Source organism: Fodinibius salinus, from assembly GCF_008124865.1.
Classification (GTDB): Bacteria; Bacteroidota; Rhodothermia; order Balneolales; family Balneolaceae; genus Fodinibius; species Fodinibius salinus.
The window spans coordinates 36,048-48,982 of sequence record NZ_VNHY01000003.1 but is presented as its reverse complement, the minus strand read 5'-3'; the positions used below and the strand labels follow the sequence as shown (position 1 = coordinate 48,982).

Below are 12,935 nucleotides of genomic sequence, written 5' to 3'. Positions count from 1 at the left end.
GCACCACTAATCTTCAATTAACAATCTGTAATGTTTACCTATATCATTCGCTTTATTACCGCCTTATTTATGTTTATAACTCTCATTTCTTGCAACCAACCCGATGCCTCAAAGGTGTCGCTGGATGTTAAGGTCGGCCAAATGATCACGGCCGGTTTTCGAGGCACAGCTATTGCCGATACAAATCACATTGTGCGCGATATCAAACAATATCATTTAGGCGGTGTTGTACTTTTTGATTATGATGTTCCTGCTGACACCTCGGTTCGAAATATTACATCCCCCGAACAATTGAAATCCCTGGTCGGGAATGTAAAAAAGTTGGCTGATCGTCCACTGCTGGTCAGTATAGATCAAGAAGGCGGCAAGGTGGTGCGTCTAAAACAAAAGTATGGATTCCCCAAAACGGTATCGGCCCAATACCTCGGGGACATTGATAATGCTGACAGTACTCGTCACTATGCTCGTCAAATTGCCCTAACGCTATCTGATATGGATATAAACATGAATTTTGCACCGGTTGTTGATCTCAACACAAATCCCCAGAATCCTGTGATAGGAAATTTAGAGCGCAGCTTTTCAAAAAATCCGGATATTGTCACAAAACATGCGCGTATCTTTATTAACACTATGCACAACTACGATATTTTAACAGCCTTAAAGCATTTTCCCGGCCACGGCAGTTCTAAAAAAGATTCTCACTTGGGGGTGGTAGATGTCAGCGATACCTGGTCCGACAAAGAACTTATCCCCTACCGGCAGCTTATTGATTCAAATCTCGTGGATGCCGTAATGACTGCTCATATTTTTAATGCTCAAATTGATTCTTCTTATCCGGCTACGCTATCTAAACCAACCGTCAGTGGCGTTCTTCGGGATAGTCTCGGCTTTAATAAGGTGGTAATCTCCGATGATCTGATGATGGGCGCTATCCGCAAAGAATACGGCCTTAAGACAACAATCAAACAAACGCTGCAAGCCGGCGTTGATATGCTTGTTTTTAGCAATAATTCCATTTATGATCCTGAAATCGTCCCCAAAGCCCACCGTATTATTAAACAACTCATTGATGAGGGGGTAATCTCTGAAAAGCGAATTGACAAATCGTACCAACGCATCATGAAGCTGAAAAACAAGATTCAATAAATAAGGACTTATGACCAAACAATACAGTTATAAATGGTATGTCCAGCAGTTCGAGGAAGCCCAGCGGAGTGCCAAATCATTTATTTTATCAGTAGATGAGGACTTATTCTTGCAGCCGCCTGCCAAAGGCAAATGGAGCGCAGCTGAATGCTACAACCATCTGATACAGTTTGGGAATTTGTATCTTTATAATTTGTCAGCCGGTATTGCTAACGCCACTGCTACAACCGATAATTTACAACGTCCCTTCAAACCACGCTGGATCGTCCAACAGGTTCTTTCGTTCTTTGCCCCTCCCTATAAAATCAAGATTCCTACCTTGAAACCGATGGAACCTGATCCTGTTTCCAATTATAACCAGCAAAAACTGCTTGACGAATACCTTGAACTGCAAAATCGGTTTATTACTCAGCTTAACAAAGCAGAAAAAAATAACTTACATCTAAACGCAACACGCGTAGCCCATCCGGTTTTTTCATTCCTCTCAATGACCCTTTCGGAATGTTTTGCTGTCATTGACATACACCAACGGAGGCATCATTGGCAGGCTAAACAAACGTTGGAGGCATTGCAAAAAGCGAGTAATTAAAGCGTTTACAGGTTCAATTGTTTATTCTTTTTTTAAAAAATTTATTGCTCTATCACATTAAGGGGACTTATAACCCTCCTTCCAAGGCTAATTAGAGCTTACTCGCCATAATGACATCCAATAAGCTACTTCTTGTATTTATCATAGGGGAACAGGAATAAGCCGTATGGTTCTTGCCCTTCTTTATCAACAGACTGGTGATGTCGCTGATGGGCGTGGCGAATGAGGCGCATAATCTTGCTGTCACTTTTAAAAGGCATAAATCGCTTATGTGCAAAAAGATCGTGGATTACAAAGTAGAGTATGCCATAAACGGCAATGCCCATACCTATAGCAAAACTCACTGATTCGACAGGGGTCTCAATTCCCATATATATAAGCAGAATGGATACACCCCCAAAAAAGATTGAAAACAAATCATTGGGCTCAAACCAACCGTGATGCGACTCGTGGTGCGAACGATGGATTTTCCATAGTAGTCCATGAAACAAAAACCGATGCACTAAATACGAGACTATTTCCATTCCGGCAAAACCGAGCAGCACAAATCCCGAAAAAATTAATACATCCATGACAGTATGGTTTCAGTGGTTTTAGATACATTCCGTATTGTTCCCCCTAATCAGGGACTTAATCACCACTAAAGATTGTTTAAATTACAGAATTCAGCAAAACATAATGCGATGGAAAATTTTAGCATAACCGATATTTATTCAGGCAACATCGATCGGAACAATGAAAATGATCCCAATCGCTTTCGAAGAGAAACCGGATTCCCCTCTCCGGCTCAAGACCACTATGAACGGCGTCTTTCGCTGGATGATTATATTATCAGGCATCCGGCTGCCACATTTTTTATGCGGGTAAAAGGAAACGGATTGAACGATATTGGCATTTATTCAAAGGATATTCTCGTGATAGACCGTTCCCTTAAACCAACGGCCAACTGTTTGATTACGGCCATACTGGAGGGCGAAATAGTTGTGCGAAAATTGATCAAAACAAATGGAACAACGTATTTAGCCAAAGGGAAAGATCTTAAAGAGCAAACAGAAATTACTGAAGCACTCGATTTTAAAATATGGGGTGTCGTTTCTCATAGCATTCACGAACACAGCTAAAAAGTAAAAACTCATGGCATCATTTGATCCGGAAACATTTAAAACTAAATATAATATTGCCGAAGCAGCTGCCCATCTGTATTCGCAAGGTAATGGGCAATTTTATATCAGAGATGTTGCGGCTGCACTGGAGATGGATCCGGCCGAGATCTTCAACTATTTCCCAAATAAAGTTTCCATTCTGCGCTTTTATTATGCATCACTGATCATCCGTTATGAATCGATGGTAAGTGAGATTGAAGGGTTTAATTCATACACGCTTAGCGAAAAATTTTCGAATTTTGCCTTCACGCTCTTCGATATGCTGGCAGAGCAAGAAGAGTTTGTAGAAGATACCTTTGATAAGCTAATCGTCAACAGCTGTACCAAAACGGATTTTGAACGTGAGGTAGAACGTTTGCTTAAACAATTCTTGGAGAACGATTCGCAACTATCTATCAGTTCATCAGTGGCATTAAACGACTGTTCCTATAGTTTTTTACGACGGCAATTTTTAGAGTTAGTTCGCTTTTGGCTGCACGATGACAGCGATAACCGTGAGTTGACAATGCAGCTTACCGATAAATTAACTGCTTTCTTGCAAGAGCTATTTTATAACACCGTCTTGGATAAGGGGGCAGACCTACTCAAATTTTTTAACGCTAACAGGGAATCCTTTTTCCAAAATATTCCATTTCTTAAACAGATTTGTTCAAAAATTGAAATTCGATAAGCCATGGGTAACGATTTTCCATCTTCTAAACTTGAGCGCGGCAAAATATTTGCTAAAACGGGACTTAAAGTAGGTACCAACTATGCTAAACGGTATCTCAAAAAATCCGTAGGCAACAAAGAGACCGAAGAAGGTCAACAGTTTCATACCAACAATGCTCGACAGGTATTCAACGAGTTTTCTAAACTCCGAGGTACCGCACTGAAAATAGCACAATCACTGAGTATGGATGAGGGTATGCTACCCGAAGAGTTTGCAGAAGTGATGACCGAAGCTCAATACAGCGTACCACCTATTAACAAGGCACTGGCCCGATCAATCATTAAGCGGGAGCTTGGGGATTATCCAGAAAGATTATTCGCTGAATTTAACTCTGAAGCTTTCGCTGCAGCATCTATCGGACAGGTACATCAAGCGCGGTTAAAAAATGGGCAAAAAGTGGCTGTTAAAATTCAATATCCCAATGTGCGAAACACTATATCCTCAGATATGACGATGGCTAAAACGTTGATGAGACGCCTTGTAAACGGCGGTGCAAACCTCGACGAATATTTTGATGAGGTTGAATCAACGCTGATAGAAGAAACCGACTACCAACAAGAGGCGCAGTACCTTAACTATTTTCATGATCGATTTGACGGTAAGGAGGTTGCTACACCAAAATACATCGAAGAGTTATCTTCCCAAAAAGTACTTACAATGTCCTTTGTTGAGGGGCATCATCTTAAAGAGTACCTCGCTACCGACCCCAGCCAAGAAGAACGCAATTACTTTGGACAATTGCTCTGGGATTTCTTCCACGATCAGGTAGAACAACGCAATTTTATCCATGCCGATACCCATCCGGGCAACTTCTTTTTTCGCAATGACGGTAAGCTGGGCGTTGTTGATTTTGGATGCGTTAAGAAATTCTCTGAAGAATTTACCCAAAATTATATGCAGCTGTTACCCACTCACCTTGAGCAAGATGAACAACAAATTCGCGATTTATATAAGCGGCTGGATATTATCAAAGAAAATCCGCCGAATCCCGAAAAAGAAGAAAAATTCTTTCAATTCTGTAAAGGCTACGGAGACACATATGCCCAGCCGTATATGGGGGATCAATTTGATTTCAGTGACCCTGAATTCAAAAAGCGAATCAACCATTATGCCAAGAAAATGCCGATGATGAACGAGCCACGCGGCGACAAAAACTTTATCTACAGCACTAAGGTACACATTGGACTTTACAGCATCCTCATGAAACTAAAGGCTACAATCGATACCAAGCGCAGTAAGGTGATTACGCAAACAGTGTTAGACAACATGCAGGATGAAGCCTGACAGAAACTGGTAATCTCTTCAATAATTCTCAAGGCTGCTCCAATAAGCAAAAATGCCTATTGAAGCAGCCTTTATTGATTATTTATTCCTGAATGTCATTCAAGAACTTATAGAAATCGCTGTTGGTGGAAAGAATAATCGAAGTTTGTTTATCAAATGCTTTGTTATACGATTCCATAGTTCGGGTAAAGTCATATAGCTTGCGTGCCTCAGCAGACTGGTCGTAAGCATTCGCATAAATGGCTGTTGCCCGTGCATCCGCTTCACCGCGAATTTCTTCGGCCCGACGGAATGCGTTTGACTGTATGGAGTTTAGCTCGCGCTCTTTTTCACCGTTAATGCGCGCCGCTTCACCCTGTCCCTCTGATCGGAACTTATCAGCAATGCGGTTACGTTCACTAATCATGCGGTCATATACCGTTTTGCGTACATCTTCAACGTAATTAATACGCTTAAAGCGAAAATCGAGAATGTTAATACCAAGCTCTTCGGCTCGTTTATTAGCAAGCTGCTGTATTTTAGTTTGAATGGAGTCACGACCTACAGCAATATCAGCCAGTGAATCTTGCACCACATCAATAACTGTTGCAGTTGATTTTGGATCACGATTGGTCGAACGCACTACTTCTACCAGATCGCGTGAGGCGATCGCATTTCGTGTCTCTCCGTCCAGGATATCATCCAGCCGAGACTGAGCACCTCGCTCATCGCGAAGACGCTTAAAGAACTGCAGTGGATTGGTAATTTCCCAGCGGGCATAGGTATCCACAAAAATAAACTTTTTGTCGCGTGTAGGTACTTGGTTACGATCACCGTCCCATTCCAGGTATCGTTCATCAAAATAATGAGCTTTTTGTACAAATGGGATTTTAAACTTCAACCCGGGCTCAGTGACTGCTCCGCCTACCGGATCACCAAACTGTGTGATAATAACCTGCTCTGTTTCATCTATAATATACATTCCATCCAGGCCCACAAGAATGAAAGCACCCAGAACAATAATAATCGAAATACTTTTAATATTCTTCATAGCTATTTAATTCTCTCCGTTAGCTTTTGAATTTGGCTGATTAAGTTTTACCCCATCCATCTGCATTTGCAACAGCGGAAGTACATTATTCCCATTCTGGTCGGTCACAATCTTATTACCGATTTGGGGTAGAATTTTTTCAATAGTTTCAAGATAAAGCCGCCGCTTGGTTACTTCGGGTGCTTTTCTATATTCGCGATAAAGCTGATTAAAGCGTGAGGCCTCACCCTCGGCTCTGTTAGTCCGATTTACTGCATACCCTTTGGCCTTTTGGATCGTCTCTTCTGCTTGGCCACGAGCTTTGGGGATTACCTTGTTGTATTCTGATTTTGCCTGATTTATCAGCGTTTCTTTTTTCTGTTGGGCTTCATTTACAGCATTAAAAGCCGGCTTTACGGGATCAGGCGGATTGATATCCTGCAAGACAATCTGCTCAATACGTAACCCCGATTCATACTCATCACAAAGCTTCTGGATAAGCTCCTTCGCCTTAGCAGCTACTTCAGCACGTCCCACGGTAAGAACCTCATTTACCGTTCTATCACCTACAATCTGGCGCATGGCTGCTTCTGATACATCGCGTAATGTTTGCTCCGGCTCACGAATCTTAAACAAAAAGTTATAGGGATCTTGCACCCGGTATTGCACTACCCATTCCACATCTGCCAAGTTTAGATCACCAGTTAACATCAAAGACTCGTTTGTATATGGTTTCTTGGCATAGCTAGTATTAACGCCTGCACTAACGGTACGATAACCAAATTCATGCTTAAGCTGTCTTTCTACGGGCACAAGCTGTACACCTTCTAAAAATGGCAGTTTAAAATTTAAGCCGGGTTGTGCCGTACGGGTAAATTCTCCAAATCGTGTTATTACACCCACTTCTTCTGGATTAACAGTAAAAAAAGAAGAAAACGCCAGCACCAACACTACAACTGCAAGAACAATATAGCGAATGTTCTTGCTCAGCTTTTTAAGTTGCGGCGGTATATCCATATCGGAAAAATTATTGTCAGCCATTTTGTTTATTCCTTAATGAAAAAAGATGGTTTTGTTCGTTGAATTTCGAAGCGAATGATACTGATATTACAAGCCAATTAACAGTTTATACTCATATTCGAAAAGAGTATACGAGACGGGTAATAGCTTGTTGCATTTTGACGATTAGATAATTTTAAAAATCTATTTTAGGATGCAACCTAAACACCTATCCTTCAGGTTATCCCGAATCCCTGAAAAATAGCCGATGAACAGCTACGATCACCGGCTATAAAATAAGAAAACAAAATTCGGTTTAAATAAACCAATGCCTATCTAAACTGTTCCCACCATATCAAAGTAGCTATGATTACGGAAATCAGTACTCTTTGACAACTACGCTATCTTCAAATTAGTTCAGCGCAGGCAGGTTGATATAACCTGCTCATCAGAAAGTACGCTTACTCTTCCTCTTCGCCGTTAAAAGCTTTAAATACCATCTTTAGGTCTTCTGCAATATCATCTTTAGTTCGACCCTCAATGCGATGGCGCGGAATCATAGCCTCAATTTCGCCATCTTTGAAATAAGCAAAGGCCGGTGAGGAAGGTGGGTATTCGCTAAAATATTCGCGTGCACGAGCTGTAGCTTCTTTATCCTGTCCGGCAAAAACTGTCACCATGTGATCTGGTTGGTTTTCGGCATCATCAAGAGCCAGCTTAACACCCGGACGCGCATTACCAGCTGCACATCCACAAACTGAGTTAATAACCATCAGCATCGTGCCTTCATCATATTCATCCATTGCACGATCTACGTCATCGACCGTTTTTAATTCTTCAATTCCCAGCTCAGTCAGCTCTTCCCGCATCCAGGAAACATCAGGACCTGCACCTAATCCAAATTGCATAAGAAATATTGTTTTTAATTTTGCTTGTTATTAAATAGTAAAATATAACATTCAATTATAAAGGTTTGAAGAAGAAAAGCACTTCATTTTTACATGAAGTGCTTTTCTATACTCAATTAACATACAAAGTTTAGGTGGCATCCGCATAATATTCATTCACCTGATCCCAATTGACCAGATTCCAGAAATTATCTACATAACTGCCACGTTCATTTTGATAATTCAAGTAATAAGCGTGCTCCCAAACATCAACACCCAAAATAGGCGTCAACCCATTCATATAAGGACTATTTTGGTTAGCGGTGGAAAGCACTTCGAGGCTCCCATCATTCTTAACGCAGAGCCAGCCCCATCCTGAACCAAACTGTCCAGTAGCGGCGTCATTAAATGTTCCTTTAAAAGAATCGAAACTGCCAAATTCTTCATCAATGGCTCCGGCAATATCTCCTGTTGGAGTTCCACCACCGTTGGGCGAAAGAATTGTCCAAAATAGTTTGTGATTAGCATAACCACCGCCATTGTTGATTACAGCCTGTCGCTTTCCTTCAGGAACTTCAGTAATTCGCTGCAGCACATTCTCAATAGGGAGATCAGCAAACTCGTGTCCCTCAAGTGCGGCATTTACCTTGTCGGTATATCCCTGATGATGTTTGGTATGATGAATCTTCATCGTACGCTCATCAATATGGGGTTCCAGCGCATCGTAAGCATAAGGTAGATCAGGTAATTCGTAAGCCATGATTAATCAATTTTTGAAATTTGAAATAGTTAATAATAATGTATGAATAATTCTGGCAACTATTCTTGGTATCTCAAGTATAAGTTACTGTATATAAGATATATTTTAAATCAAAATTATGAGATAAATCGTTTCATATTTTTATTTCAATATTCCTCATTATGGCAGAGAAATGATCCTAAAATTATTCTATTTTGTTATACCTAATGCTTAATCCCATTTACCGCAAGTATAGGTTATTATGAACAGAGATTACGATGTTATCGTTATCGGAACCGGTCCGGCCGGCTTTTCATGTGCCATGCAAAGCTCCAAATTTAACAAGGATGCGTTGGTCATTGAATCCCACCAAGAATATCTGGGTGGTACTTGGATTAATTCGGGTACGGTCCCCAGTAAAGCACTCAGAGAAGCTTCAGAAACTATTCTCGGATTTAATGATCAGTTTGGTGATGAAGACCACAAAAAGCCGTACGAGCGCTTTCGAATGGCTGACCTGTTGCAGTATAAACAGGAAATACTGGAGAAAGAAAACCGGAAGGTCAAGAATGACCTCATCAAAAATGAAGTTGATGTAGCACGCGGTTTTGGACGTTTTTTGGATGAACATACGGTAGAGGTAGAAACGCATTTCGGAACAACAGAAACATATACCGCTGACTATATTTTAGTATGTACCGGTAGCAACCCACGTGAACCGGAGAATTTCGAGATCGACGGTGACAAGATTCTGGATTATAAATCTATCCTTGAACTCACTCACATTCCGCGCCGGCTTACCATTGTAGGATCGGGCGTGCATGCTATTGAATATGCCACCACCTTTTCTGCTCTTGGTACGCGGGTTACAGTACTCAGCGATCGCAGTGAAGTGCTTTCTTTCCTAGATCATGAAATTAAAGAACAGCTGCAGTTGGTGCTCGACAATAAAAACATCAACCTAAAAACGGATGTAGCAATCCAGGGTGTGGATTTTAACAGTCTTCGAAATTATACCGAGGTGACCTTCACATCTGCCAACGACGGAGACCGACGGCAAGTGCTTGAAACCGAACATGTGCTCTATCTGGGAGGACGTAAATCCAACATTGAGGGTTTGGGGCTCGAAAATACGCAGGTAGAAGTTGATAAGGAAGACTGCATTGTAGTGAACGATGATTTTAAAACATCCAGCGACAGTGTCTATGCAGCCGGAGATGTCATTGGCTTCCCCAGGCTAACCTCTGCTTCTTTTACCGAAGGGCGCCTTGCCGCCTGCAATATGTTTGGAATTCCCGCCCTCGAAGTGCCAAACGAAATTCCCTACGCCATCTATACCATCCCGGAAATTGCCAGTATCGGTCTCACCGAAAAAGAAGCCGAAGAACAGGAACTGGATGTTTCGGTCGGTCGCGCCTACTTTAGTAACATTGCCAAAGCAGATATGACCAATCACACCGAAGGCATGCTTAAACTTGTCTTCGAAACTGAATCTCTGGACCTGCTGGGCGTACATATTCTGGGTGATGATGCGGCCAATATGATTCACCTCGGGCAATCAGTAATTTCCTTTGAGGGTGATGTTCGCTATTTCATCAATCACGTCATGAACTATCCCACTATGAGTGAAGCGTACCGTATTGCCGCTTTTAATGGCGTAAATCGTGTTTTTAAAGCGGGCGTTAAATACCAAAACATTCTTGAAGATAAGTAGCTTGCAATACCAACATATTAGCTAAACTAAATCTCAATATTGGTATTATAATTGAACTAATTCAATTATTGGCCTAATCGCTACTTTATAATTTCCGTATTAATATAATCAAACGGGTGCTGTGACTATCAATTTACACGTAGTGAATGGCCATTGGTAATCCTGTATTATCGGTGGGCGGATCGTCGGGCAGTGTCTTTATCTCTTCGTCAACTGATCGTAAAGCAAAGAGCGCCAGCGACATGGCATCCACAATGTCGTCTTCGTCTACTTGGTTACGGCGATATTCTTCTTTGATATCGCGAAAAAAGTCATCCGCATATTTACTATTATCCTTTAGCAATTTCAGCCGGTGACGCAATCCTTTCTTTGTGGCTTTCTTTTGCAGGATGGAGTTGTTGCCGTTGAGAATCCGAAACAACAATTCGGGGTGACTTTCATACACTTTTTCCCGCAGTTCTTCGTTTTCCTGCAGGTACTTATCCACAATTTTAATGTTGGGCGTAATATTCCACGACTGCAACGAAATTTTCTTACCCGTAGTCTCAAAGCTGGTCATTGATGCCTCGGCATAAGTTGGTGCATACAAGGCCGAGCGTATGGGCGGATTAAACACACTGGCTTGATAATCAGGGCCCAGCACATCACGGAGCTCGGCATCACACTGCCGGACATACTCTTTCTCCGTTAAGCCGATGGGCACATCAATAAAGATACGATCGAAATCCTCAAAAAACTCTTTAAGTTTTTCGTCGGACTCCAGCAACCAGTATCCCGCGTTCTCATCATCTATACTTATCGCTATCCATCCGGCACGGCAACCGTCTAATCCTAATGTCTTCAATCTAATAGCTTTTTAGTTACTCTTCCTGTGCAGCCTTCTCGGCATAGTGCTTAAGCTCGATATGCAATTCATCGAGCTGCTCCTGATCCACAAAATCTGGGCTGTTATCCATTGTACTTTGCGCCTTCTTATTTTTGGGAAAGGCAATCACATCCCGCAAGCTACTTTCATCTGCCAAAATCATCACGATCCGATCTACGCCAAGTGCAATACCTCCGTGCGGTGGGGCTCCGTATTTAAAGGCTTCCAACAGAAAGCCAAACCGCTTTTCGGCCTCTTCTTCATCAATCCCCAACAAATCGAACATCCGGGTTTGGAGTTCACGATCGTGAATACGAATAGACCCGCCGCCAATTTCGTAGCCGTTAAGCACCAGATCGTAAGCTCGTGAATTCACCGAAGCAGGATCATCATCCAGCAGATCAAGCTGATTCATTTTGGGAGATGTAAACGGATGGTGCAGTGCATGATACCGCTGGTCTTCCCGACTCCATTCTACCAGTGGAAAGTCGGTAACCCATAAAAATTCATATGCTTCTTCATCAATAAGGTCATGTTCGTTACCCATCATCAGACGCAACTGCCCCATCTGCTTATATACATCAGGGCTCGCACCTGCCAAAATGAGTACCAGATCACCCATGTCAGCATCCGCACGATCCACCATAGCATCCACTGTACTATCATCAAGAAATTTGCCAACGCTACATTTTACACCGTCATCTTCATTTAGCTTTATATAAATGAGACCCGCCGCACCGGTTTCATCCTGCACGCGTTCGGTAAGCCGATCAATTGCACCACGTCCCATATCTCCCTGATCCGGGACCGTAATACCCAGTACTGCGCCACCGTCTTGCACGGTGTTGGCAAAAATATTGAAATCAGAATTTTCGACGAGATCAGAAAAATCGGTAAATTCCAGGCCAAAGCGCGTATCCGGCTTGTCAGTGCCATACGTTCTCATTGCCTCTTCGTAGGTCATTCGCTCAAAAGGAGCTTTAACCTGCTCATCAATGGTATCAGCCATAAGTTTCTGCATCAGCCCTTCGGTAGATTCCATTACATCTTCTTCATCTACGAACGACATTTCGACATCAATCTGAGTAAACTCCGGCTGACGATCAGCACGCAGATCTTCGTCCCGAAAACACTTTACGATCTGAAAGTAGCGGTCAAAACCCGAAACCATAAGCAACTGTTTGTAGGTTTGCGGACTTTGCGGTAACGCAAAAAAACGACCGGGATTTACGCGACTGGGCACCAGATAATCACGTGCACCCTCTGGCGTACTTTTCATCAGTACTGGCGTCTCCACTTCCAGAAAATCATTCTCATAAAAATATGAGCGCGTGGACTGGTAAAAATCCGAACGCATAATCATATTTTGCTGCAACTCATTGCGCCGCAAATCTAAATAACGATATTCCAGACGCAAATCTTCACCGGTTTCAATATCATCCTTGATTTCAAAAGGTGTGGTTTCGGCCTCAGAGTAAATAGTTAAATCATTAACATCTATCTCTATTCCTCCGGTAGACAGCTCATCATTGATATTTTCTTCGCCCCTTTTTTTGACTGTACCTTTTATACCAATCACATATTCGGTTCGCAGCTGTTCAGCTTTGCTGTGGAGACTTTCATCCGTTTCTTTAAAAACAATTTGCGTAATACCGTACCGGTCCCGTAAGTCTATAAAGATTACGCCACCCAGATCGCGGCGGGTATCTACCCATCCATTAAGGATAACCTCTTCTCCCATGTTTTCGGTTGTCAGTTCAGCACAGTGATGTGATCGTTTCCACGCCATAAAAGTAAATATCTGCTAAATTAAATTGATCTGTTTTCA

General features: G+C 42.1%; 13 protein-coding genes. 6 read left to right on the top strand and 7 right to left on the bottom strand.

From position 1 onward, the window contains the following. The first annotated feature begins 30 nt into the window (after window positions 1–30). Both LX73_RS09375 and LX73_RS09370 read left to right on the top strand, forming a co-directional pair. A complete protein-coding gene (locus tag LX73_RS09375; RefSeq protein ID WP_148899245.1) occupies window positions 31–1,146 on the top strand; it encodes a glycoside hydrolase family 3 N-terminal domain-containing protein in 1,116 nt (371 codons plus the stop codon). 10 nt (window positions 1,147–1,156) lie between these two features. Next, complete coding sequence (locus LX73_RS09370; RefSeq protein WP_148899244.1) at window positions 1,157–1,735, top strand: DinB family protein; 579 nt, start codon at window positions 1,157–1,159, stop codon at window positions 1,733–1,735. A gap of 125 nt (window positions 1,736–1,860) precedes the next feature. Here LX73_RS09370 and LX73_RS09365 read toward each other — a convergent pair whose 3' ends face one another. Continuing rightward, window positions 1,861–2,307 carry a sterol desaturase family protein gene (locus LX73_RS09365; RefSeq protein WP_148899243.1) on the bottom strand — a complete coding sequence of 149 codons (447 nt, stop codon included), beginning with the start codon at window positions 2,305–2,307 and terminating at the stop codon, window positions 1,861–1,863. Window positions 2,308–2,418: 111 nt separating this feature from the next. Between LX73_RS09365 and LX73_RS09360 the strand changes: the two genes are divergently transcribed. From LX73_RS09360 to LX73_RS09350, 3 genes are read left to right on the top strand one after another with little or no spacing between them, the layout of a single operon-like run. Beyond that, a complete protein-coding gene (locus LX73_RS09360; RefSeq protein WP_148899242.1) occupies window positions 2,419–2,856 on the top strand; it encodes a LexA family protein in 438 nt (145 codons plus the stop codon). A gap of 13 nt (window positions 2,857–2,869) precedes the next feature. Continuing rightward, on the top strand, window positions 2,870–3,568 hold the full coding sequence (locus tag LX73_RS09355) for a hypothetical protein (RefSeq protein ID WP_148899241.1): 699 nt from the start codon (window positions 2,870–2,872) through the stop codon (window positions 3,566–3,568). Between the two features lie 3 nt (window positions 3,569–3,571). Then, window positions 3,572–4,894 (top strand): ABC1 kinase family protein, encoded by a 1,323-nt coding sequence (locus LX73_RS09350; RefSeq protein WP_148899240.1) that lies wholly within the window; start codon window positions 3,572–3,574, stop codon window positions 4,892–4,894. Between the two features lie 82 nt (window positions 4,895–4,976). On the opposite strand, the gene hflC is transcribed toward LX73_RS09350, so the two are convergent. The 4 genes from hflC to LX73_RS09330 form a co-directional block, all read right to left on the bottom strand. Continuing rightward, entirely contained in the window at window positions 4,977–5,924 is a 948-nt protein-coding gene (gene hflC / locus LX73_RS09345) for a protease modulator HflC (protein ID WP_148899239.1), read from the bottom strand. 6 nt (window positions 5,925–5,930) lie between these two features. Next, the gene (gene hflK / locus LX73_RS09340) at window positions 5,931–6,944 is read right to left on the bottom strand and encodes an FtsH protease activity modulator HflK (RefSeq protein ID WP_148899238.1); all 1,014 of its coding nucleotides are present in this window, start codon (window positions 6,942–6,944) and stop codon (window positions 5,931–5,933) included. A gap of 419 nt (window positions 6,945–7,363) precedes the next feature. Beyond that, the gene (locus LX73_RS09335) at window positions 7,364–7,810 is read right to left on the bottom strand and encodes a BrxA/BrxB family bacilliredoxin (RefSeq protein ID WP_148899237.1); all 447 of its coding nucleotides are present in this window, start codon (window positions 7,808–7,810) and stop codon (window positions 7,364–7,366) included. A 130-nt stretch (window positions 7,811–7,940) separates the two neighbouring features. Continuing rightward, window positions 7,941–8,549, bottom strand: a complete 609-nt coding sequence (locus LX73_RS09330; protein WP_148899236.1) for a superoxide dismutase — start codon at window positions 8,547–8,549, stop codon at window positions 7,941–7,943. A 241-nt stretch (window positions 8,550–8,790) separates the two neighbouring features. Between LX73_RS09330 and sthA the strand changes: the two genes are divergently transcribed. Further along, the gene (gene sthA, locus LX73_RS09325; RefSeq protein ID WP_148899235.1) at window positions 8,791–10,242 is read left to right on the top strand and encodes a Si-specific NAD(P)(+) transhydrogenase; all 1,452 of its coding nucleotides are present in this window, start codon (window positions 8,791–8,793) and stop codon (window positions 10,240–10,242) included. 133 nt (window positions 10,243–10,375) lie between these two features. Here sthA and LX73_RS09320 read toward each other — a convergent pair whose 3' ends face one another. After that, a complete protein-coding gene (locus LX73_RS09320) occupies window positions 10,376–11,086 on the bottom strand; it encodes a DUF429 domain-containing protein (RefSeq protein WP_148899234.1) in 711 nt (236 codons plus the stop codon). Window positions 11,087–11,102: 16 nt separating this feature from the next. Then, complete coding sequence (gene aspS, locus LX73_RS09315; protein ID WP_148899233.1) at window positions 11,103–12,896, bottom strand: aspartate--tRNA ligase; 1,794 nt, start codon at window positions 12,894–12,896, stop codon at window positions 11,103–11,105. Window positions 12,897–12,935: the final 39 nt, after the last annotated feature.